A 21,300-nucleotide genomic window follows, 5' to 3' on the forward strand; every position below is an offset into this window, starting at 1 on the left:
ATTCCTTATCCGGCGAAGGGCAGCCAAGGGCTGGCCAGGATGACGGCCAATGTCAGCAGCACTTGCGCGGCCAGCAGGTACGCTTGTTTACGCAGCAGTTTCAGGGCACCGCGACGGCGTTCGGTCCAGGGCCGGCCGGCGCGCTTGGGCGATTGCAGGCCGAGGGTTTGCAGCGTCTGGTCCAGATCCTGGGTGCGTTCCACGTCACGGGCCATCAGGCTAAACAGATCGGCATCGAACGCCACTCGCAGGGCCCAGTACTTTTGCAGCAGTCCGAGGACAATCATCCACACGGCGAGGATCAGGCACACCGGGGTAATACTGGCCATTAACAGTTGCGCCAGGCCAAACAACACACCGAGCAAGGTCAGGCCTGTGGATAACTGATCCAGAGACCGGCCTCGACGCAGTAGGCTGGCAACCACCTGTAGTTCCATATCAGCGGGCATTGGCTGTCCTCAGATGGGGGGAAGGATGAGTGAGCATTTGCCCCAGTGCTTGGCGGTGGGCGGGGTGCAGGACCACACCGGGACGTGCTGTACGAATAATAGCCACTGCCTCGTCGACCGTTGCGGCGCGCCCGCTGTTCAGTAGCCAGGCAGCGACGGCGGTGGCGCTGCGGGAATAGCCGAGGGCGCAGCACACCAGCAGCGACCCGGCTTCGCGCAGGCGTTCGATAGCGTGAGCGGCGTCCAGACACTGCGTGGCGGTGGGAGCCGTGAGGTCCAGCACGGGCAGGCTGTAATAGGCGCGGCCCTGTGGATCAAGTGGCAACTCGGCGCACAGATCGACCACCGCTTTAAAAGAAGTTAGCTCGCTTGTCGTCGGAATTCGCCCCAGCCAAACGTTATCCACAACCTGATCGGCCTGTGGATGCTTGCGAGTCCACAACCGTGAGTTGATCCACGCGGCGCCAAGATACGGCGCGTACAACCAGCGTGACGCAGGACTGAGTTTTCCATCGGCGCGTTTTTGAAAGCCGGCGGCGTCCAGCAACAGATAATTGAACGCCACCAACAGCACCGCGACGGCGGGCCAGAGCAGCCACAACCACCAGCCACCGAAGGTAAACGCCGGGATAGCAAGCGCCAGTGCACCCAAGGCATAACGCATTCCCAGTTGCCAGCGCTTCGAATCCTCGGCCAGTTGTGTATCAAGCAGCGGGCTCGGATGTTCCAGTGGCCATAACCACACGCACAACCAACCCGCCAGCGCCCCTGTGGGTAAGTCGATAAAGTGATGTTGATAAGTGGTCAGCACTGAAATCCCGATCAAGGTGAACCAGCCATGCACCAGCCAGCGCCACACCCCTTGGGTATGGCGCTGGAACATGATCCACAGGATCACCAACAGCGCGATATGCAGCGATGGTGCCTGGTTGAACGGTTTGTCGAAGCCCGCCAGTACGGCGAACAGCCAGCCGAACACGCCATCCATTTCTGGCCGCTCGAAGGTAAAGCGTAACGGCCATACCAGGAAACAACTGACGGCAATCACCTGGGCCGTCAGCAAACGCAGGGCGTGCTGTTTCAGTTCATGACGGCTATTGGGCAGCAGCAGGGAGAAGCCGTAGAGCAGGTCAATCGACCAATAGGGCACGATGGTCCAGGCCCAGAACGGAATATGGGTTTCCCAGCCGAACACCATCGTGCCGACATCGCTGCGTTGGCTGGTGACCCACGTGGCAAAGCCGTAGGTGCTGAAAAACAGCGGCGCGAGCAATAGCAGCCATAAGACCGCAGGTTTCAATAAACCCTGCTCTCTAGGGGTAAGCCGCATGATCAGACCCGCTGCGCCAGGGAGACAGTGAAGATGCCCCATTCATCCACGCGCTGGGTGATCTTGCGAAAACCTGCCGCTTCCACCAGTTGATCCATTTCCGCCTGGCTGCGCCGACGCATCACCCAGGCCTGGCCTTGGCGGTGGCTGGTGAGGGCGCGGGCTATCAGTTCCAGTTGGGGGTGCCACGGTTGGCCGGTGTAGACCAGATATCCACCGGGTTCCACCGCTTCGGCAAGACCGGCCAGCGAACCGCCGACCATCGCGTTATCGGCGAACAATTCATACAGGCCCGAAACCACCGCCAATGTCGGCTTGGGCTCCAGTGCCGCTAGGTCCGCTCGGTCAAAGGCATCGCCTTTGACGAACTGGGCGATATCGCTCAAGCCTTTCTCGCGAATCAGCGCGCCACCGTCGCGCACGTTGATGTCGCTGTAGTCGCGCAGCAGGATCGATTCCGGCAACGGCGAAACGCCCTGCAACGCCTCCAGAATGTACCGGCCGTGGCCGGCGGCGATGTCGACGATGCGCACTTCGCGGCCGTCTTCCCGCAGCTTGGCCATGGTCAGGCGCAGCAGCTCTTCGACATTCAACTTGCGCTGGCGAATGCCGCGCCAGCCGATGGAGTTCAGGTAGTTGGTGTCGATCATCCGACCCAGCGCGCCCTTGCCGGTGGGTTTATTGCGATAGACGTAATCCAGGGTGCTCCCGGAGTCGAAACCAGTGTCGAAGCCCAGCTTCACGCCATCGGACAGCTTGCTGCCCAAGCCCATGCTGGCGCGGGTTATGCGCCAGTACAGATCGCGCAGTGAGTTGCGCGGCAGGGGGGCGGCGAGGGATTCGGATTCGGCGCAGGTCAGGCCGATCTTGTCGGCGTCCAGCAAGGATGCGCGATCCAGCGGGTGCTCAAAGTTTTGCAGGATAAACCGCTTGGCGCTGTTCACGGCCACGGCGCGGTCACGTTCGCCGAGGGTGTCGTGGAAGAAGCCGGGGAGGATGTGCAGTTCCTTTTTCAGGCTACCGAGGCGGTCGAAAAACTGCTGTTGGGGTTTGCGATGGACTACAAAGTCGGAGCCGGAAATCAGCAACTGGGTCGGCACCTGGATCGCCTGGGCATCGGCTACAACGCGGTCGGCTGCTTCGTACAGGCCCAGCAGCACATTCACCGAAATCGCCTTGGTGATCAGCGGGTCAGTGTCGTAAGAGGCGACCCGCTCCGGGTCATGGCTGAGGAACTGGGCCTTGACGTAGCTGTTGACGAAAAAATTGCCGCGAAACTTGCGCATCAGCGCCAGGCCCGGACGGGCGAAAGGCACGTAGAGCTTGACCTTGAACGCCGGCGAGGCCAGCACCAGAGCGCGGATCTTCGGCGCGTAGTCGTGCACCCAAGTGGCGGCGATTACCGCGCCGACGCTTTGGGCGATAACCGCGAGGTTTTCTTCTTCGATGCTGTAGGCGCCGCCGATATGGTCGCAGAAGGTCTGCACGTCCCGGGCGCTGGTGGCAAAGCTGGGGCTGTCACCGCGTTCGCCGGGGGACTGGCCATGGCCACGGGCGTCCCAGGCGAAGAAGTCGAATTGCGGCAGGTCCAGTTCATCCACCAGGTGGGCGATGCGCCCGGAATGCTCGTGGCCGCGATGGAACAGCAGGATCGCCTTGCGCGGTTCTAAGCCTGCTGGCGCAGTGGCGGGCCAGTGACGGTAGAAAAGCTCGACACCGTCATGGGTGCTGAAGGTGTGCTCTTACTGTTCACGCATCGCAAAATCCTTATGCAGAAGGGGAAATGTCTGATTGTTCTTTAAGACCTTGGCGCACGCGGTTGACCAAGGTGTAGGCGAGCAATGCGGCGACCAGCCACATCACCCCATCGACCCAACCAGTACCGAGCCAACCCAGGGCGACGCCGGTGGCCAGTACGCCGAGCACAAATGCCCGGTCACTCTTGCCCATCGGGCCGTCGTAACGCCGCGATGCACCGACCATCGGCCCCAGGACACCGGCGTATTCGCTGAACACCGCCAGCAAGGTCACCAGCAACACTGGCGCCAGGCTGACGCCTGGGATCAACGCAAACGGCAGGATCAACGCGCTGTCGGCGATCACATCACACAGTTCATTGAGGTAAGCGCCCAGGCGTGATTGCTGGCCGAACTCCCGGGCGAGCATGCCGTCGATGGCGTTCAGGGCCATGCGCAGGATCATCCACACCGGGATCAGCGCGAACAGCCAGAGGTGTTGGGCAAAACCTGCGATCAGCAGACCCACCAACAGGGAAATCACCCCGGCCAGCACGGTGATCTGGTTAGCGGTGGTGCCATTGTCGTAGAGGCGCTGGACCAAGGGGCGCAGCAGGTTCTGAAAACGCGGTTTGAGCTGATAGATCGAAATCATGAGTGGTGACGCTTCCTTGTCCGTGATCTCGCGAAAAACTTTCCGGAGTGTGACGATTTATCGCGGCGGGCACTAGTGATGGCTCGTGTTTATGGGGGCTTTGTCACGATCTCTGTGGTACCAAACAAAAATTTCACGCCGCGTGTTATATGGTAACGAATTGTTTCTTGATGGGCGTTTGGGGATGCGAGTGGATCTGGAAGCTGAAGGCGCTGCCATCGAAGGGCTGCCGCGTTTTCAGCAAGGGCTGTTTCATGCCCGGCGGTTAAGGCAGGCGGGCATTGGCCTGACGGCGGTGGCTGTCATCGGCTGGATGCTGGCGCTTTTTGTCGCGTTGTTTGCGCCGCTGTCGATCTGGCCGGTGGTGCTGATTAACTGTGCGTCGGCGTTGCTGGTGTTGGGGGCGGGTTTGCAGTCGGCGTGGTGGGTAGCTGACTGGCGTGCCCAGGCGCTGGAAGTGCCCACGCCTGAGTTGACTGAAACGCTGTCAGCGGTGGAGGAGACGACTTGGCTTGACCGCCAGCTGGGGCGCTTGCGCTACAGCGGAACGGGCCTGCTGGCGCAAATCGGCGCGCCGGTTATGTGGCTGTGCAGCTGGTCATTGCTGGCGTTGGTGAGCATCCAGCAGTTCTGGAACCTGGCATTGCCAGCCGCTGCGGTCGGGCAGGCCGCGAGTGTCGGCGCGGCGCTGGCGTTGATCCTGGCCTTCGGTTTGCTGGTGTTTGAAAGGCGCCTGGCCCAGGAGAGCACTGCCCAATGGCCGGAAGCGGCGCAGCTGGCGCAGTTGAGCCGGGTGGCGATCATTTGCCTGGTGATCAGTGGGATCTGTCTGCTATTTGCCGGTGAAACATCGGTGTGGCCATTGCGCCTGGCGGTGTTGATTGGCCTGTTGCCCGCCTTGGTGGCGCTGGAGTTCCTGCTGCGGGGCTTACTGTCGCTGTTCAGCCCGCGTCAGGCACTGCTTGAACCGCGCCTGATGGCGCAAAGCTTTATCGCCGGCATGCTGCGTTGGCCACCACAACCCTTGCTGGCCTTGCAGCACGAGTTGCACAACCGCTTTGGCATTGACCTGCGGCAGATATGGGCCTTTACCTACATGCGCCGCGCGTTTTTACCGGTTCTGGTGGCAGTGCTGGCTGTAGGGTGGTTGCTCACCGGTGTGCATGAAGTCGCCCTGCAAGGCCGTGGGATTTATGAACGTTTTGGCAAACCGGTGGAGGTCTTTGGCCCCGGCCTGCATGTCGGCTTGCCTTGGCCGTTGGGCCGTGTGCTCCCGGTGGAAAACGGCATGGTCCACGAACTGGCCACCAGCGTTGGAGAAACCACCGTCACCGATCTTGCCCCCGCCGAAGGCCCAGCGCCGCTGATCGCCAATCGCCTGTGGGACGCCAGCCATGTGAATGACAAATCCCAGGTCATCGCCAGCAGCAGCGGCGACAAGCAGAGCTTTCAGATCGTCAACATGGATGTGCGTTTTGTCTACCGCATCGGCCTGACTGATCAGGCCGCGCTTGCCGCCACTTACAACAGCGCCGATGTGCCGACGCTGATCCGCAGCACCGCCAGCCGCATCCTCGTGCATGACTTCGCCTCACGTACCCTCGACGAATTACTGGGGGAACAACGCACCAACCTCGCCGACGAAGTGGGCCGGGCGGTGCAGGCTGATCTGCAGAAACTCGACAGCGGTGTGGAGATTCTTGCCACGGTGGTGGAAGCCATTCACCCACCGGCCGGCGCTGCCAACGCTTACCACGGCGTGCAGGCCGCGCAGATTGGCGCCCAGGCGCTGATCTCCCGCGAGCGTGGAGCGGCCAGCGAGCAGACCAACCTGGCGCTGCTGCAAGCCAGTGTCGCCCGCGATCAGGCCCAGGCCACGGCCCATGAAGTCAGTGCTGGCGCTCAGGCGGCGGGCCTGCGCTTTCGCGCCGAACAAAAGGCTTACAAAGAAGCCGGCCAGGCCTTTGTGCTGGAGCAGTACCTGAGCCAACTGAGCCAGGGCCTGGCCCAAGCCAAGTTACTTATTCTTGATCATCGCTTGGGCGCCAGTGGTGCACCGACGATCGATCTGCGTTCTTTTACCTTGCCGGCCGACCCTTCGCTGCCGCGTAAAACCGTTCAATAAGGAGTCTGTCTGTTGAGCGCTCACTCTCACGATCATGGTCACCACCACGGCCACCATCATCACCATCACGGTGACGAACAAGCCGTCGGTCCTTTCCCCTGGCGGCGCATGGCCTGGGCCGTGTTGCTGGTGCTGTTCGCCATCGCCGCGGCTAGCCTGGTGCAGGTGCGTTCGGGCGAAGCGACGGTGATTACTCGCTTCGGCAACCCGTCGCGGGTGCTGCTGGAACCGGGCCTGGGCTGGCGCTGGCCGCAGCCGTTCGAGGCGGCAATCCCGGTGGACCTTCGCCTGCGCACCACCTCCAGCGGTTTGCAGGATGTAGGTACCCGTGATGGCCTGCGGATCATCGTCCAGGCCTACGTGGCGTGGCAGGTTCAGGGCGACGCCGACAATGTGCAGCGCTTTATGCGCGCGGTGCAGAACCAGCCGGACGAAGCCGCGCGGCAGATTCGTACCTTTGTCGGCTCGGCCCTGGAAACCACCGCCAGCAGCTTCGACCTGGCCAACCTGGTAAATACCGACGCCAATCAAGTGCACATTGCCGATTTTGAAGCGCAACTGCGCCAGCAGATTGATCAACAATTGCTCACCACCTACGGCGTGCGCGTGGTGCAGGTGGGCGTCGAACGGCTGACGCTGCCTTCGGTCACCCTGGCCGCCACCGTTGACCGTATGCGCGCCGAGCGGGAAACCATCGCCACTGAACGCACCGCCATTGGCAAGCGCGAAGCGGCGCAGATTCGCTCCGCCGCCGAGCGTGATGCACGCATCGTCCAGGCTGACGCTACGGTGAAAGCCGCCGACATCGAAGCGCAATCGCGCGTGGAAGCGGCGCAGATTTATGGCCGCGCCTACGCTGGCAACCCACAGCTATACAACCTGCTGCGTTCCCTCGACACCCTCGGCACGGTGGTGACGCCGGGCACCAAAATTATCCTGCGCACCGACGCCGCACCGTTTCGCGCCTTGGTGGACGGGCCCAAGGATGTCCAGCCATGAGTGACCGTGACACCCCAGACAGCCCATGGATTCAGGCCGGGCGCCTGACCTTCCTCGCGCTGTACGCGGTGACTGTGCTGGCAGCGCTGGCTTGGACATTCTCCAATGTGCGCCAAATCGACCCGCAGAACCGCGCCGTGGTCTTGCACTTCGGCGCCCTGGATCGGATTCAGAATGCCGGCCTGCTGTTAGCTTGGCCGCGGCCCTTTGAACAAGTCGTGCTGCTGCCCGCTGCGGACCGCGTGATCGAGCGTCGGGTGGAAAACCTGCTGCGTTCCGACGCCGCGATCCAGGCCGACCGCGTGGCCAGTTTCGCCACGCCCATCAGTGACGCCCTGGCCGGCTCCGGTTACCTGCTGACCGGCGATGCGGGCGTGGTGCAACTGGATGTGCGGGTGTTCTACAAGGTCACCGAGCCTTACGCCTTCGTATTGCAGGCTGATCATGTGTTGCCCGCTTTGGATCGATTGGTCACACGAAGTGCCGTGGCCCTGACGGCGGCGCGGGACCTGGACACGATTCTGGTGGCCCGCCCCGAACTGATCGGCGCCGACAACCAGGCCGCCGAACGTCGTGAGCGGCTGCGGGGCGATCTGGTGCAAGGTATCAATCAGCGCCTGGCGGATTTGGCCTCCACCGGCTTGGGCCTGGGCATTGAAGTCACTCGCGTCGATGTGCAATCGAGCCTGCCGAGCCCGGCCGTCAGCGCCTTTAACGCGGTACTCACTGCCAGCCAGCAGGCCGACAAGGCCGTGGCCAACGCCCGCACCGACGCCGAGAAGCTGACCCAGACCGCCACTCAGGACGCCGACCGCTCCGTGCAGGTGGCTCACGCCCAGGCCCGCGAACGCTTGGCCAACGCCCAGGCACAAACCGCCACCGTCGCCAGCCTTGCCCAGGTGAAGGACCCCGGCCTGCTGCTGCGGCTGTACCGCGAACGCCTGCCGAAGATCCTCGGCCAAGCCGGCTCCGTGACCACGCTCGACCCTAAAGATGATTCCCGCCTGATCATTCAGGGAGCCGAACAATGACCGCTCATTCTCTACCTTTGGAGCAGGCGCCCATGCTCTCATCGGCCGAACAACGCAGCGCCGCCCGGCAACTGACCTTGGCGATGCTCGCACTGGGTCTGCTCAGCCTGGGCCTGGTCTGGCGCTGGCTGGCGCCTGATCAAACCGGCGTCAGCCAACTGCTACTGGGTTTTGCCTCGCTGCTGGTGGCGGTGCCGGTGATGCGTTCGGCCTGGTACAGCCTGCGTTACCCGAGCCTGCATGGCATCACTGACCAACTGATTGCCTTGGCGATGCTGGGCGCCTGGGCCACCGGTGATCTGCTGACCGCCGCACTGCTGCCGATCATCATGATCTTCGGTCATGTTCTGGAAGAGCGCAGCGTCATCGGCTCCCAGGAAGCCATTCATGCCCTGGGCAAACTGACTCGTAGCCATGCGCGGCAGGTGCAGGCCGACGGCACGATTGTGGAGGTGGACAACGGCACGTTGAAGACCGGCGATATCGTTGAAGTGCGTGCCGGCGACCGGGTGCCCGCCGATGGCGTGGTGCTGTCGGGGCAGGCGAGCCTGGACACTGCGCCGATTACCGGCGAGTCGGTGCCTCTGGAGGCGAGCGTTGGCGTACAGGTATTTGGCGGGGCGATCAATCTGGACGGCTTGCTGCGCCTGGAAGTGACCCGCACCGGCAACGAATCGACCCTGGGCAAAGTCATTGCCCTGATGCAAAGCGCCGAGCGCTCCAAGCCGCCGATTACCCGGTTGCTGGAGCGTTATGCCGGCAGTTACCTGGTGCTGGTGTTGCTGCTGGCGGCGGTCACCTGGTTTGTCACCAACGATGCCCAGGCGATGTTGGCGGTGCTGGTGGCGGCATGTCCGTGTGCGCTGGTGTTATCGGCACCGGCCACGGCGATTGCGGGCATTGCAGTCGCGGCGCGTCATGGGATTCTGATTCGCAGTTCGGCGTTTCTCGAAGAGCTGGCAGACTTGACGTCACTGGTGGTCGACAAGACCGGAACCCTGACCTTTGGCACCTTGCGTTTACAGTCTATTGAGACCACCGAGCCCGACCGCCAGGTGTTGCTCAACCTTGCCGCCAGCCTCGGTTCGGCCAGCAGCCACCCGGTCAGCCGGGCATTGGCGGGGTTGGCAACTCAGGAACAAATGCTGGCGCTCGCGGATATTCGTGAGCGCCAAGGCCTGGGTGTCGTGGCGCAGACCGAACAGGGTGAAGCGGCCCTCGGTCGGCCTGAGTTGTTCGACCAACTGGGTATCGTCACCACGGCCGTGCCCAACCACGACGGCCCGATTGCCGGGCTAGCGCTCAACGGGCAATTTCTCGCCTGGCTGCTGCTGGCCGACAGCGTCAAACCGGAAGCGCGCCAGGCCATGAAGGAACTGCGAGAACTGGGCCTGGGTCGGCAACTGCTACTGACTGGCGATCGCCAGAGCGTGGCCGATAGCCTGGCGCTGGAAGTGGGCATCAGCGACGTCGAGGCCCAGGCCTTGCCGGAAGACAAGCTCAACCGTGTACTGGGGGAAATCAGCAGCGGGTTCCGGCCAATGGTGGTGGGCGATGGGATCAACGACTCCCTGGCGCTCAAGGCCGGTGTGGTAGGCGTAGCAATGGGCGCGGGCGGCGCGGATATCGCCCTGGCATCGGCGGATGTGGTGCTGATTGGCAGCGACCTGCGGCGCCTGGGCACTTGCGTACGCTTGAGTCGCCAGTGTCGGCAGACGTTGCAGGTCAACGTGATCATCGGCCTGGGCTGGACGCTGGCGATCGTGGTATTCGCGGCGTTTGGCTGGCTGGGCGCGGCGGGGGCGATGATTGCGGCGGTGCTGCATAACCTCAGTACCTTGCTGGTGCTGGGTAACGCTGGGCGGTTGCTGCGGTTTCAGGAGCCGTTGCTGAAGCTGGAAGAATGATTTTCAGAAAATATCGAGGTGCTCTGTAACGGCATTCGATGACCTCACTCTAGTGGTGTGTCGGGACTGAACAATCCGTTCAGCCGACGCCATTACCGATCATTGAGGAATACAAAAATGAACATCAAAAATGCCATTTCCGGTGCTGCCCTGGCTATCGCTGCCGCAACCATGTTTGCCGGTGTTGCCACTCAGGTACAAGCCGCCGATGAAGCGAGCGTTCATTGCTACGGCGTGACTTCCTGCAAAGGCATGAACGACTGCAAGACCGCTGAAAACGCCTGCAAGGGCCAGGCTGTCTGCAAGGGTCACGGTTTCAAGGCAATGACTCAGGCGGCCTGCGATAAGGCTGGCGGCAAAGTCGGCGAGTAACGGCGAATACGTGATTTCGCAGCGGTGTGCACGTCGCTGCGGACACTTTTCAGGAGTTCGTCATGTCTGCATCTATGCCTTGCCTGGGCTACGGCCTGGGATTACGTAGCGCTTACTACCAGGAGATTCTTGAACAGTCGCCGGACGTGGACTGGTTCGAGATCGTCTGCGAGAATTATCTGGTGCAAGGCGGCAAGGCCTTGTACTACCTGGACGCCATCGCCGAGCGCTACCCGCTGGTGATGCATGGCGTGTCCTTGTCCATCGGCGGGCCCCATGTCCTCGATATCGATTACCTCAAGCAACTCAAGCAACTGGCTGACCGGGTCAAACCGGCCTGGGTTTCCGATCACCTGTGCTGGAGCCGTGGCAACGCCCATCAGTTGCATGACCTGTTGCCGCTGCCTTACACCGAAGAAAGCCTCTATCACGTCGCTGCTCGTGTGCGGCAGGTACAGCAGGTTTTGCAGCGCCCGTTGGTGCTGGAAAATGTCTCCAGCTATGTACGAGCAAAGGCCGATGAATTCACCGAATGGGAGTTTCTCAATGCCCTGAGTCACCTCAGCGGTTGCGAGTTGTTGCTGGACGTTAACAATGTCTATGTCAGCTCCCGCAACCACGGCTTTGACCCCTGGACCTTTATCCGCAACCTGCCGCCCAAGAGCATCCGCCAGTTACATCTGGCCGGGCACATGGATTACGGCGACTACGTGGTCGACACCCATGATCATCCGGTGTGCGATCCGGTCTGGAAGCTCTATCAACAGACCCTTGAACACCTCGGCCCGGTGGCGACACTGCTGGAGCGTGACGACCACTTCCCGCCGTTTGCCGAGTTGCTCGATGAGTTGAACAAGGCCCGTGAACTGGGCGCAATTGCCCTGACCAGGAGGCCGTTATGCGCCTGATCGATTGGCAACAGGCGTTTGAACAGCACCTGCTGAGCGAACCCTCTGCGAGCAGTGGTTTTAATGCCACGTTGATGGGCGGGCCGACACTGGATGTCGAGACGGGATTGGCGATTTACCACAACGCCTACCTGGCGCGGTTGCAGGAGGTGATGCGTGGGGACTTCCCGGCGGTGTGGCACTGGTTGGGGGACGAAGAGTTTGCCGCGCTGGTGGCGGCCTATATTTCTCGCTATCCCTCGGCACATTTTAGTTTGCGCTGGTTGGGACAGCGGTTCGAACGCTTTATCGGCGAGCATCTGGTTGCCGAGCAAAGCGCTCCGCTGGTAGAGCTGGCGCGCCTGGAATGGGCGTTTACCCTGGCGTTCGATGCGCCGGAAGGTGAACCGCTGACTGTGTCCGATATGGCCGCGCTGGCGCCTGAGGAGTGGCCGGGGCTGCAGGTCGAACTGGCGCCGTCGGTGCAGCAGGTGTTGTGTCGCTTCAACAGCCTGGGCATCTGGCGTTCGGTCAAGGATCAGACCGGCTTTCCCGGCAGCCAGGAGCTGCCTTTGGCCGAGGTGTGCCTGGTCTGGCGTGACCGACATGTTTGCCGCTATCGCAGCCTGAAACCGGCCCAAGCCTGTGCTTTAGCCGCAATGGTCACTATCGGCTGGAACTTTTCAGAACTGTGCGCCGAGTTGGCAGTCAGTTATCAGGAGGGCGCGCCACTGCAAGCGGTTACCTGGTTGAAACAGTGGGTTCAGGACGGTTTGCTGCAGCTTCGTGCACCATAGAAAACGGCTATTAAATCGATAGCCTGCTGCTTTTCTTTGGATGGTCTACCCTCATTTCAGACGTCTGAAACAAGGGGGATTACTCATGCTCGCGCAACTTCCACCGGCCTTACAGAATCTTCAGCTTCCGTTGCGCCTGCGACTCTGGGATGGCCATGAATTCAACCTGGGCCCGGAGCCCAGCGTCACCATTGTGGTCAAGGACCCCATCGTGGTTTCGCAGTTGGCTCACCCCACGCTCGATTCTCTGGGCGCGGCCTTCGTCGAGGGCAAACTGGAGCTGGAAGGCTCCATTAGCGAAGTGATCCGGGTATGTGACGAGTGGAGTCATGCCTTGATCCATGACGAAGAAGAGAGTCGTCCGGTGCGCTCGATCCACGACAAGTCCACCGACGCGGCGGCCATTTCCTACCATTACGACCTGTCGAACGAGTTCTACCAGCTCTGGCTGGACCACGACATGGCTTATTCCTGTGGTTACTTCGAAACCGGCAGCGAATCCCTCGACCAGGCCCAACAAGACAAATTCCGCCACCTGTGCCGCAAATTGCGACTGCAGCCAGGTGAGTATTTGCTGGATGTCGGCTGCGGTTGGGGCGGGCTAGCGCGTTATGCCGCGCGGGAATTTGGGGTCAAAGTGTTCGGCATCACCCTGAGCAAGGAACAGCTGGAGCTGGCTCGCGAGCGTGTGATCGACGAAGGCCTGGAGGATCTGGTGGAGCTGCAGTTGCTGGACTACCGCGACCTGCCGCAGGACGGTCGTTTCGACAAAGTGATCAGCGTCGGCATGTTCGAACACGTGGGCCACGCCAACCTGGCTGAGTACTGCAAGACGCTCTTTGGTGCGGTGCGCGAAGGTGGTTTGGTGATGAATCACGGCATTACCGCCAAACACACTGATGGCCGACCGGTGGGCCGTGGCGCTGGTGAGTTTATCGGGCGTTATGTGTTCCCCAACGGCGAGCTGCCGCATCTGTCGATGATGACCGCCGAAATCAGCGAAGTAGGTCTGGAAGTGGTCGACGTGGAAAGCTTGCGCCTGCATTACGCCCGCACCCTGGACCATTGGAGCGAGCGCCTGGAAGACAATCTGGAAGCGGCGACGAAGATGGTACCGCAGCAAGCGCTACGGATCTGGCGGCTGTACCTGGCGGGCTGTGCGTATGCCTTTGCCCGGGGTTGGATCAATCTGCATCAGATTCTGGCGGTCAAGCCTCATGCCGATGGCAGCCATGAGTTGCCTTGGACGCGAGATGATCTGTACCGCTAGTGCGCCTACAAAATCGGTGAAATAAGCCGCGCGACCCGCATGCCCAGTTGTTGCAGGCGGCGGGTCTGGCGGCTTTCTTCCTGGCTGGTTTCGTGGGCCAGGGCGAAGTCGTCCATCAGCATTTTTTCCACTTGGCTGGCAAAGGCCTCATCCACCGTCAGCAACATCACTTCGAAATTGAGCCGGAACGAGCGGTTGTCCAGGTTCGCACTGCCGATGGCGCTGATTTCGCTGTCCACCAACACCACCTTCTGATGCAGAAAACCGGGCGTGTAGCGAAACACCCGTACGCCTGCGCGCACGGCTTCGATGGCATACAGGCTTGATGCTGCATAGACGATGCGGTGATCGGGGCGCGATGGCAGCAGCACGCGCACATCAACCCCGCGTAACACCGCCAGCCGCAGCGCCGCGAACACCGCCTCATCTGGGATGAAATACGGACTGGTGATCCACACCCGCTCGGTGGCGGCATGAATGGCTTCTACGAAGAACAGCGAGCAGGTTTCATAGGGGTCAGCCGGGCCGCTGGCCAGTAACTGGCAGAGTACGCCGTCATCGGGGTATGTGTCCGGCAGGATCAGCGGCGGCAGTTCCCGCGCGGCCCAGAACCAGTCTTCGGCAAAGGACTCCTGCAGGCATGCCACCACCGGGCCGCTGACCTGCACATGGGTATCGCGCCAGGGCGCGAGCGGAGGCTTCTTGCCCATGTACTCATCGCCGACGTTATGCCCTCCGACAAAGCCCACCAAGCCGTCCACCACCACTATCTTGCGGTGGTTGCGAAAGTTGACCTGAAAACGGTTGAGCCAGCCGCTGCGGGTGGCGAAGGCTTTGACGTTGACCCCGGCATCGCGCAATGGCTGTACATAACCGTGGGGCAGGGAATGGCTGCCGATGCGGTCATAGAGCACGTAGATGGCCACGCCTTCTGCGGCTTTCTGTTTGAGCAATGCCTGCAACTGACGGCCGAGCTCGTCGTCATGAATGATGAAAAACTGGATCAGTACCGCGGTTTTCGCCTCACGGATCGCTTCGAAAATCGCGCCGAAGGTGGCGTCGCCGTTGATCAGTAAACGCACCTGATTGTTCGCCAGGCACGGCATGCGCCCCAGCTTGGGCATGGCGCGCAGCGAGGCATAGGCTTGGGAGCTGCGGGCGGCCAGCGCTTCTTCCACCCACGGGCGCCAGTTCAGCTCGGTGATGGCTTTGTGCATTTCCTGGTTGGCCTGGCGGCGCGCCTGTATGTAGGCGTCGAAGGTGCTGCGGCCAAAGATCAGGTAGGGGATCAGCGTCAGGTAAGGAATGAACATCAGGGACAGGGCCCAGGCAATCGAGCCTTGGGCGGTCCTGACGGTCAGCACCGCGTGAATGGCGGCGATGGTGCCCAGGGTATGGAGCAATGCAATCAGGTAGCCGAGCAGGTGTGGGCCAAAAAAATCCATGGACGATGGTACTCCCGATGATTCCATGCCTAACAGACCATGTTCCGGTGCGAATGTCGCTATTTTATTCGCTGTGCAACACTGGCGCTTTTGCGGCGTCTAACGCCGACAATTGCCCAGGAGTTACCCGATGAATGCTCGTCTGCTTGGTTTGGCCATGGTTGTTGGTTTGTCGTTGCCAGTGGCGGCGCAGGCGCAGATGTTGGCGCCGGGGTTGTGGGAATTGACCACCAGCAACATGAAAGTCGATAACCAGAATCTGCCGGACTTGTCACTGATCCTTGGTCAGTTGAAACAACAGATGACCCCGGAACAACGCGCCATGCTGGAAAAACAGGGCATCGCCATGGCCGGCAAGGGCGTTCAGGTGTGCCTGACGCCGGCACAAGTGGCGTCCGACTCGATCCCCCTGACTGACCCGCAATCGGGCTGCAAGCAGGAAGTGACTGATAAAACCGGCAACCAGTGGAAATTCCGCTTCAGCTGCCCGAAAGCCCAGGGCACTGGAGTGGCAACGTTCCAGAGTCAGAAGGAATTCACCACCACAGTCAACGGCACCTTCAATGCCACCGGTATTCAGCAGAACGGCAGCCTGGATACCCATGCACAGTGGTTGGGCAGCAATTGCGGGACGGTTAAGCCTCGCGCCTAACGCAGAAAGTGCAAAGGCAAGCCCTGGCAGCTGTCATGTACCCGCTCGTCGTGCCAGGCCAGGTGCCCGGAGACCAGCGTGGTGCTCACGCTGTGGCGAAAGCTGCGTTCGGCGAAGGGCGTCCAGCCGCAGCGGGCAAGAATCGGTTGGCTGCTGACGGGTTTGCCGTGGGGTTCGGGTTTGATCAGCACCAGGTCGGCCCAATAGCCTTCGCGCAGATAGCCACGATCAGGGATGGCGAACAGGTCGGCGACCCGATGACTGGTTTTCTCCACCAGGGTGGCCAGCGGCAAGAGGCCGTCGGCCACTAACTCCAATAACGCAGGCATAGCGTGTTGCACCAGCGGCAAGCCCGATGGCGCCTCGCGGTACGGCTGCTGTTTTTGTGCCCAGGTATGAGGCGCATGGTCGCTGCCGATCACATCCAGGCGGTTGCTCAGCAGCGCCAGACGCAGGGCGTTGCGGTCGGCGCGGGACTTGATCGCCGGGTTGCATTTGATCTGATGACCTAGGCGCGCGTAGTCGTGGTCATCGAACAATAAGTGGTGCAGGCAGACTTCGGCGGTGATACGTTTTTCCGCCAGGGGTTTGTCTTCAAACAGTACCAATTCCCGGGCGCTGGTCAGGTGCAGCACATGCAGGCGCGTGCCGTGGCGGTGGGCCAGATCCACGGCCAGGGATGACGAGCGATAGCAGGCCTCGGCGTCGCGGATCAACGGGTGGGCCACGGCGGGGATGTGGTCGCCGAAGCGCCCGCGCAGGCGTCGTTCGTTGGCCTGGATGCTGGGGGTGTGTTCGCAGTGAGCGAGGAGGATGGTTGGTACTTCGGCGAACAGCTGCTCCAGAATCCGTGGATCATCCACCAGCATATTGCCGGTGGAGGCGCCCATAAACACTTTGACGCCTGCCACCTCTCGCGGATCAAGCGCGGCGACGGTGTCGAGATTGTCATTGCTCACGCCAAAGTGAAAACCGTAGTTGGCCACTGAATGCAGGGCGGCGCGGCGCTTTTTATCGGCCAATGCTTCCAGGGTCAGGGTTGCCGGTTGGGTGTTGGGCATGTCCATGAAACTGGTAATGCCGCCGGCCACGGCGGCGCGGGACTCACTGTAGAAGCTGCCTTTGTCCGGCGCACCAGGTTCGCGGAAATGCACCTGGTCGTCGATCATGCCGGGCAGTAACCACTGGCCCTGGGCGTCGATTTCTACGGTAGCGTTTTGCCCTTCGATGCTTGCGGCGATCTTCTCGATGCGGCCGTTGGCGACCAACAGGTCGGCGTCGAATTCCTGGCCTTCATTTACCAGGCGGGCGTTGCGGATCAGTAGGCGGCTCATGCTTAAAACTCGTTTTGCAGGGCTTTGTAACCGCGCACCAGATCAACGTTGGTACGGGCCACGTCTTCGGAAAACTCCGAGGCGCTGATGCTTACCGGCGGGAATTGCGACAGGTCGGTGTTGGGTCCGATGCGGGTGGTGGAGGGTACGTAGAAGGCGGCAGGCAAGTCGCGGCCGTCGACCACCGAGTTGTGCCGCACCACGCAGCCGTCACCGACCGCACAGTTGAATAGCACGCTGTTGAAGCCGATAAATACTCGATCGCCGACGGTGCAGGGGCCGTGGACGATGGAGCGGTGGGCGATGGAACTGAATTCGCCGATGGTCACCGCCGCCCCGGATTTGGAGTGGATCACCACGCCGTCCTGGATGTTGGAATTGGCGCCGATGGTGATCGGGTCCATATCGCCGTTGGTGTCCACCTCGTCGGCACGGATCACTGCGTAGGGGCCGACAAACACGTTTTCACCGATGATCACTTTGCCGCAGATGATTGCGGTTTTGTCGACGTAGGCCGACTCGGCAATCACCGGGAGATCGCCGGAAGGGTTCTTGCGGATCATGCTTGTTCCTCGATGGGCGCGGTGATGATGTGCACTTGGCCGTCAGCGATGGTGTTGTAGAAGCAGGAGGGCCGGCCGGTGTGGCAAGCGGGGCCCTGCTGATCGACGATCAGCAGCACAGCGTCGCCGTCGCAATCCAGGCGCGCTTCGATCAGTTGCTGGCGATGACCAGAGGTCTCGCCTTTGCGCCACAGTCGCTGGCGCGAGCGTGACCAATAGCAGACCTGCCCGGTGGCCAGGGTTTCGTCGAGGGCCTGGCGGTTCATCCAGGCCAGCATCAGCACCGTGCCGCTGCCGTGTTGCTGGGCGATGGCGGCAATCAGACCATCGTTGTTCCATGGCAGGGCACCGAGCACCTGATCGAGGGGAAAGCGGCTGCCGAGGGCCGCGTTTTCCAGATCGAGCATGGTCAGGGTCATGGCTTGCTCAAGGCGTCGTACAAGGTGTTGAGGTTGTATTCGAACAGCCCGGTAAAGGTACTGGCCGGACCTTCGGTTGTCAGGGCGTCCGAGTACAACGTGCCGCCGATATGGGCGCCGCTTTCGTCGGCAATCTGCTTGAGCAGGCGCGCGTCCTTGATGTTCTCCATGAATACTGCCTTGACCTTGGTCTGACGGATTTGGGTGATCAGCGCGGCGACTTCGGCAGCAGAGGGGTCGCGTTCGGTGGACAGACCTTGAGGTGCCATGAAGTCGATACCGTAGGCCTGACCGAGATAGCCGAAGGCGTCATGGGAGGTGACGATGCGGCGATTGCCCGGTGGTAGCGAACCTAACTTGGCCTTGGCTTCGGCCAGCAGGCGGTAGATTTCATTCAGGTAGACCTGGCTGTTGTGCTGGTAGTCCGCTTTGTTGGCTGGGTCCGCCGCGATCAGGGCTTTGGTGATGTTGTTCACGTAGAGTTCGGTGTTGGCCAGGTTGTGCCAGGCGTGTGGGTCGGGGATGGTGTCGCCATCTTCGTCCATGGTGCGAGGAATTACGCCTTTGCTGGCGGTAACCACTGTGGCCTTGGTCTCGGTGCTGGTGACCAGTCGATCCAGCCACGGTTCGAAACCCAGGCCGTTCTTGATAATCACCTTGGCCGTGAGCAGCGCCTTGGCATCGTCCGGGGTTGGTTCGTACGTGTGGGCATCGGCGTCAGGGCCGACCATGTTGCTGATCTGGATATGGTCACCGCCAACCTGGTGAGTCATGTCGGCAAGAATGCTGAAACTGGTGACCACCTGAAGCTTGTCCGCCGCCTGGACGGTCGCGAACGACAGCGCCAGCGAGACACTGAACAGCACGAGTAGAGCGCGCACCGGGAAACACCTCATTGGGATGTAAGCAAAGGCGGGCGGCGCAGCAAGCCGTGCACCGGACCGAAGACCACGGACAGCAGGTACAAGCCGCCAGCCACCAGCACAATCGCCGGGCCGCTGGGCAGCGAGCAGTAGAACGACAGCAACAAGCCAAGCCACACCGACAGGCATCCCAGCACCGCCGATACCACGATCAACACCGGCAGGCGCCGGCTCCAGAAGCGTGAAGCCGCTGCTGGCAACATCATCAAACCGACCACCATCAAGGCGCCGATGGCCTGGAAGCCGATCACCAGGTTCAGCACCACCAGGGTCAGGAACACGCCGTGGGCCAGCGGTCCGAGGCGGCTGACTGTTTGCAGGAACAGCGGGTCGAGGGTGTCCAGCAGCAGCGGTTTGTAGATCAACGCCATGGCGATCAGGCTGAAGCCGGACACCCAGATCATGCCGGTGAGGGTCGGCCCGTCCACCGCCAGGGCCGAGCCGAACAGCAGGTGCAGCAGGTCCAGGCGCTTGCCGGCCATGCCGAGGATTAGTACGCCGCTAGCCAGGGAAATCGGGTAAATGGCGGCGAGGCTGGCGTCTTCGCGAAGGCCGGTGCGGCGGGTGATCCACGCGGCCAATCCAGCCATGCTCAGGCCGGCCCCGAGGCCGCCGATGGTCAGGGCGGGCAGACTCAGGCCGGCGAACCAGAAGCCCAACGCCGCACCGGGGAGGATGCCGTGGGCCACGGCGTCGCCGATCAGACTCATGCGGCGCAGGATCAGGAACACGCCGAGTGGGGCGGTGCTGCAGGCCAGGACCAGGCCACCGAGCAATGCGCGCTGCATAAATACGAAGTCGTTGAACGGCATCCATAGGTGGGCGGCGATGTGCATCAGGCCACCTGCATCTGGGGTTGCTGACGGATCAATTCGTGACTGGGTGCCAGGACGCAACCGCTGTTCTTGATCTGCAATGCCTGGGGGATGTGTTGGCGCACAGCGGCCAGGTCATGACACACCACCAGCAGCGTTCGACCTTCGGCGTGCCAGGCATGGACATGTTTCCACAGCAACGCTTGGCCGTCTTCGTCAAGGGCAGCATGGGGTTCGTCGAGCAACAGCACAGGCGCTTCGGCCAGGCTCATGCGAGCGAGGAGGGCGCGTTGCAGTTCGCCGCCGGACAGGGCCATCAACGGGCGATGCTCCAGGCCGCTGAGGCACCAGTCGTCCAGTACGGCCTGAAGGCGTTGGCTGCGTTGTTGAGGTGTTTGTTTACTGCCCCAGAAGCCGGCGGCCACTAATTCTTGCAGGCTGATCGGAAACTGGCGGTCCAAGTGTTGCTGCTGTGGCAGGAATGACAGACTGCCGCGCCGTGGAGTTTCCAGTACGACTTTTCCGGCCAGAGGTTTCTGCAAGCTGGCGATGACTTTCAGCAGGCTGCTTTTGCCGGAGCCGTTGGCGCCGATCACACCGGTGAGGCTGCCTTTGGCCAGTTCGAAATCCACTGCAGGTGTTAGTGGTTGGCCAGGCGCCCCCCAGCGCAACGCTTTGCAACTGATCATGCGGATGCCCTCGTCCAACGGCTTTCTGCTACAGCGTCGTGAGCGTGCAGGCTTTCTGCGTGGACCACTTTCAAGTGGAAGGCGTGTACCGCGTCTGAACGTTTCAGCGCCATATTCAAGCGGCGGGCTGCGTCCTCACAGAACATCAGGTTCTGGCCGTTGGCCAAGGCGAAGGCTTGTTCGTCGGCCCGCTTCACGGCAGTTTGCACGGCGGTGCCGAGAGCGGCTTCGGCGGCATTAATCAGCTCAATCAGCGGCAGGTTGTGAGTGTTGCTTTGCAACTGGACCTGCAATTGCGCGCTGCTGCGCTGGCTGTGAGGTGTGGCGACGATGCCTTTCGTGCTGCCCAGCCAAGCCAGCACGTCCTCGTGTTGCAAAGGGGTGTTAGCGAAATCATCGACAAATTGCTGCTGAATCAACTGCCTGGCGAGCGCGGCCGAGCAAGGACAGGTTGACGAGTAGGTAACGTCAATTTTTAGTTCCACGTGGAACATCTGCTTTTCAAAACGCGCCTCGATGCTTACCGGATAATTTTTCCAGCCAGCCAAAGGACTGACCAGTGCATGGCGTTTGAGCAGTAAATTTGTGTGAATACGCAGGTTGGCGTTATGGGACAGACCTTCATGGCTATCGAGGAAGCGCTGCAACACTTGACGCAACAGCGCCGGTGTCAGGCTTTCTTGTTCAAGCATTTCCAGCGCCAGATACAGGCGCGACATATGAATGCCGCGCGCCTCACTGTCGTCGAGGCTCACACCTGCATCGGCCTTGGCATTCAGGCGCTGGCCGTCGATCAGGACAGGAAGGGCAATGCCGCACATGCCCACCCAGTCCAGTGGCAAGGCTTGGCGTGAAGCCTGCGCGGCGATATCCGGCAGAGTCAGCGCATTCATGAGCAGGTC

At 61.4% G+C, this 21,300-nt stretch carries 20 protein-coding genes and 1 pseudogene; 9 read left to right on the forward strand and 12 right to left on the reverse strand.

The window, feature by feature from the left end:
* Positions 1–5 precede the first annotated feature (5 nt).
* From AAEZ06_RS15315 to AAEZ06_RS15330, 4 genes and pseudogenes are all read right to left on the reverse strand, one after another.
* Positions 6–449: a hypothetical protein gene (locus tag AAEZ06_RS15315; protein WP_149412493.1), complete on the reverse strand. Its 444-nt coding sequence runs from the start codon at positions 447–449 to the stop codon at positions 6–8.
* On the reverse strand, positions 439–1,779 hold the full coding sequence (locus tag AAEZ06_RS15320; RefSeq protein ID WP_350615080.1) for a phosphatase PAP2/dual specificity phosphatase family protein: 1,341 nt from the start codon (positions 1,777–1,779) through the stop codon (positions 439–441). Before AAEZ06_RS15320 ends, AAEZ06_RS15315 begins: the two co-directional genes overlap by 11 nt.
* A gap of 2 nt (positions 1,780–1,781) precedes the next feature.
* Positions 1,782–3,536 (reverse strand): annotated as a pseudogene (locus tag AAEZ06_RS15325) (bifunctional alpha/beta hydrolase/class I SAM-dependent methyltransferase).
* A gap of 10 nt (positions 3,537–3,546) precedes the next feature.
* The gene (locus AAEZ06_RS15330; RefSeq protein WP_149412496.1) at positions 3,547–4,170 is read right to left on the reverse strand and encodes a CDP-alcohol phosphatidyltransferase family protein; all 624 of its coding nucleotides are present in this window, start codon (positions 4,168–4,170) and stop codon (positions 3,547–3,549) included.
* 184 nt (positions 4,171–4,354) lie between these two features.
* On the opposite strand from AAEZ06_RS15330, the gene hflK reads away from it, so the two are divergent.
* The 8 genes from hflK (at position 4,355) to cfaB (ending at position 13,558) form a co-directional block, all read left to right on the forward strand.
* A complete protein-coding gene (hflK, locus tag AAEZ06_RS15335) occupies positions 4,355–6,295 on the forward strand; it encodes a protease modulator HflK (protein WP_350615082.1) in 1,941 nt (646 codons plus the stop codon).
* A gap of 9 nt (positions 6,296–6,304) precedes the next feature.
* The gene (gene hflC / locus AAEZ06_RS15340) at positions 6,305–7,294 is read left to right on the forward strand and encodes a protease modulator HflC (RefSeq protein ID WP_178114377.1); all 990 of its coding nucleotides are present in this window, start codon (positions 6,305–6,307) and stop codon (positions 7,292–7,294) included.
* Entirely contained in the window at positions 7,291–8,325 is a 1,035-nt protein-coding gene (locus tag AAEZ06_RS15345) for an SPFH domain-containing protein (RefSeq protein WP_350615084.1), read from the forward strand. Before hflC ends, AAEZ06_RS15345 begins: the two co-directional genes overlap by 4 nt.
* The gene (locus AAEZ06_RS15350; RefSeq protein ID WP_149412500.1) at positions 8,322–10,232 is read left to right on the forward strand and encodes a cation-translocating P-type ATPase; all 1,911 of its coding nucleotides are present in this window, start codon (positions 8,322–8,324) and stop codon (positions 10,230–10,232) included. The genes AAEZ06_RS15345 and AAEZ06_RS15350 overlap by 4 nt, the downstream gene beginning before the upstream one ends.
* A gap of 117 nt (positions 10,233–10,349) precedes the next feature.
* On the forward strand, positions 10,350–10,604 hold the full coding sequence (gene bufA2, locus AAEZ06_RS15355; protein WP_149412501.1) for a BufA2 family periplasmic bufferin-type metallophore: 255 nt from the start codon (positions 10,350–10,352) through the stop codon (positions 10,602–10,604).
* A 62-nt stretch (positions 10,605–10,666) separates the two neighbouring features.
* Positions 10,667–11,512, forward strand: coding sequence for an MNIO family bufferin maturase (gene bufB / locus AAEZ06_RS15360; RefSeq protein WP_350615086.1), 846 nt, complete (start codon positions 10,667–10,669; stop codon positions 11,510–11,512).
* Positions 11,503–12,288 carry an HvfC/BufC N-terminal domain-containing protein gene (locus AAEZ06_RS15365; RefSeq protein WP_149412503.1) on the forward strand — a complete coding sequence of 262 codons (786 nt, stop codon included), beginning with the start codon at positions 11,503–11,505 and terminating at the stop codon, positions 12,286–12,288. The genes bufB and AAEZ06_RS15365 overlap by 10 nt, the downstream gene beginning before the upstream one ends.
* Positions 12,289–12,373: 85 nt before the next feature.
* Positions 12,374–13,558 (forward strand): C17 cyclopropane fatty acid synthase CfaB, encoded by a 1,185-nt coding sequence (cfaB, locus tag AAEZ06_RS15370; RefSeq protein ID WP_149412504.1) that lies wholly within the window; start codon positions 12,374–12,376, stop codon positions 13,556–13,558.
* A 5-nt stretch (positions 13,559–13,563) separates the two neighbouring features.
* On the opposite strand, the gene cls is transcribed toward cfaB, so the two are convergent.
* Entirely contained in the window at positions 13,564–15,003 is a 1,440-nt protein-coding gene (cls, locus tag AAEZ06_RS15375) for a cardiolipin synthase (protein ID WP_350615089.1), read from the reverse strand.
* A gap of 130 nt (positions 15,004–15,133) precedes the next feature.
* On the opposite strand from cls, the gene AAEZ06_RS15380 reads away from it, so the two are divergent.
* Positions 15,134–15,655: a DUF3617 domain-containing protein gene (locus AAEZ06_RS15380; RefSeq protein ID WP_149412506.1), complete on the forward strand. Its 522-nt coding sequence runs from the start codon at positions 15,134–15,136 to the stop codon at positions 15,653–15,655.
* On the opposite strand, the gene AAEZ06_RS15385 is transcribed toward AAEZ06_RS15380, so the two are convergent.
* The 7 genes from AAEZ06_RS15385 to folE2 are packed head-to-tail and all read right to left on the reverse strand — an operon-like array spanning position 15,652 to position 21,291.
* Positions 15,652–16,989 carry a dihydroorotase gene (locus AAEZ06_RS15385; RefSeq protein ID WP_149412507.1) on the reverse strand — a complete coding sequence of 446 codons (1,338 nt, stop codon included), beginning with the start codon at positions 16,987–16,989 and terminating at the stop codon, positions 15,652–15,654. The two genes, AAEZ06_RS15380 and AAEZ06_RS15385, sit on opposite strands and share 4 nt — an antisense overlap.
* Positions 16,990–16,991: 2 nt before the next feature.
* Positions 16,992–17,552, reverse strand: a complete 561-nt coding sequence (locus tag AAEZ06_RS15390; protein ID WP_149412508.1) for a gamma carbonic anhydrase family protein — start codon at positions 17,550–17,552, stop codon at positions 16,992–16,994.
* Positions 17,549–17,971 carry a phosphoribosyl-AMP cyclohydrolase gene (gene hisI / locus AAEZ06_RS15395; protein WP_149412509.1) on the reverse strand — a complete coding sequence of 141 codons (423 nt, stop codon included), beginning with the start codon at positions 17,969–17,971 and terminating at the stop codon, positions 17,549–17,551. The genes AAEZ06_RS15390 and hisI overlap by 4 nt, the downstream gene beginning before the upstream one ends.
* Complete coding sequence (locus AAEZ06_RS15400; RefSeq protein ID WP_350615092.1) at positions 17,968–18,852, reverse strand: metal ABC transporter substrate-binding protein; 885 nt, start codon at positions 18,850–18,852, stop codon at positions 17,968–17,970. The genes hisI and AAEZ06_RS15400 overlap by 4 nt, the downstream gene beginning before the upstream one ends.
* An 11-nt stretch (positions 18,853–18,863) precedes the next feature.
* Positions 18,864–19,730 carry a metal ABC transporter permease gene (locus tag AAEZ06_RS15405; protein ID WP_350615093.1) on the reverse strand — a complete coding sequence of 289 codons (867 nt, stop codon included), beginning with the start codon at positions 19,728–19,730 and terminating at the stop codon, positions 18,864–18,866.
* The gene (locus tag AAEZ06_RS15410) at positions 19,730–20,398 is read right to left on the reverse strand and encodes a metal ABC transporter ATP-binding protein (protein WP_350615095.1); all 669 of its coding nucleotides are present in this window, start codon (positions 20,396–20,398) and stop codon (positions 19,730–19,732) included. Before AAEZ06_RS15410 ends, AAEZ06_RS15405 begins: the two co-directional genes overlap by 1 nt.
* Positions 20,395–21,291: a GTP cyclohydrolase FolE2 gene (folE2, locus tag AAEZ06_RS15415; protein WP_350615097.1), complete on the reverse strand. Its 897-nt coding sequence runs from the start codon at positions 21,289–21,291 to the stop codon at positions 20,395–20,397. Before folE2 ends, AAEZ06_RS15410 begins: the two co-directional genes overlap by 4 nt.
* Between the last annotated feature and the right edge of the window lie 9 nt (positions 21,292–21,300).

Origin of the sequence: Pseudomonas sp. HY7a-MNA-CIBAN-0227, from assembly GCF_040310325.1 — a bacterium.
Classification (GTDB): Bacteria; Pseudomonadota; Gammaproteobacteria; order Pseudomonadales; family Pseudomonadaceae; genus Aquipseudomonas.

Bases quoted from the DNA above. Each gene is read 5' to 3' on its own strand.
- cfaB (WP_149412504.1), top strand. From the start codon at position 12,374: ATGCTCGCGCAACTTCCACCGGCCTTACAGAATCTTCAGCTTCCGTTG.
- AAEZ06_RS15380 (WP_149412506.1), top strand. From the start codon at position 15,134: ATGAATGCTCGTCTGCTTGGTTTGGCCATGGTTGTTGGTTTGTCGTTG.
- AAEZ06_RS15410 (WP_350615095.1), bottom strand. From the start codon at position 20,398: ATGATCAGTTGCAAAGCGTTGCGCTGGGGGGCGCCTGGCCAACCACTA.
- AAEZ06_RS15350 (WP_149412500.1), top strand. From the start codon at position 8,322: ATGACCGCTCATTCTCTACCTTTGGAGCAGGCGCCCATGCTCTCATCG.
- bufB (WP_350615086.1), top strand. From the start codon at position 10,667: ATGTCTGCATCTATGCCTTGCCTGGGCTACGGCCTGGGATTACGTAGC.
- AAEZ06_RS15385 (WP_149412507.1), bottom strand. From the start codon at position 16,989: ATGAGCCGCCTACTGATCCGCAACGCCCGCCTGGTAAATGAAGGCCAG.
- folE2 (WP_350615097.1), bottom strand. From the start codon at position 21,291: ATGAATGCGCTGACTCTGCCGGATATCGCCGCGCAGGCTTCACGCCAA.
- AAEZ06_RS15330 (WP_149412496.1), bottom strand. From the start codon at position 4,170: ATGATTTCGATCTATCAGCTCAAACCGCGTTTTCAGAACCTGCTGCGC.
- AAEZ06_RS15315 (WP_149412493.1), bottom strand. From the start codon at position 449: ATGCCCGCTGATATGGAACTACAGGTGGTTGCCAGCCTACTGCGTCGA.
- hflK (WP_350615082.1), top strand. From the start codon at position 4,355: ATGCGAGTGGATCTGGAAGCTGAAGGCGCTGCCATCGAAGGGCTGCCG.
- AAEZ06_RS15320 (WP_350615080.1), bottom strand. From the start codon at position 1,779: ATGCGGCTTACCCCTAGAGAGCAGGGTTTATTGAAACCTGCGGTCTTA.
- hisI (WP_149412509.1), bottom strand. From the start codon at position 17,971: ATGACCCTGACCATGCTCGATCTGGAAAACGCGGCCCTCGGCAGCCGC.
- cls (WP_350615089.1), bottom strand. From the start codon at position 15,003: ATGGATTTTTTTGGCCCACACCTGCTCGGCTACCTGATTGCATTGCTC.
- AAEZ06_RS15405 (WP_350615093.1), bottom strand. From the start codon at position 19,730: ATGCACATCGCCGCCCACCTATGGATGCCGTTCAACGACTTCGTATTT.
- AAEZ06_RS15345 (WP_350615084.1), top strand. From the start codon at position 7,291: ATGAGTGACCGTGACACCCCAGACAGCCCATGGATTCAGGCCGGGCGC.
- AAEZ06_RS15390 (WP_149412508.1), bottom strand. From the start codon at position 17,552: ATGATCCGCAAGAACCCTTCCGGCGATCTCCCGGTGATTGCCGAGTCG.
- AAEZ06_RS15365 (WP_149412503.1), top strand. From the start codon at position 11,503: ATGCGCCTGATCGATTGGCAACAGGCGTTTGAACAGCACCTGCTGAGC.
- bufA2 (WP_149412501.1), top strand. From the start codon at position 10,350: ATGAACATCAAAAATGCCATTTCCGGTGCTGCCCTGGCTATCGCTGCC.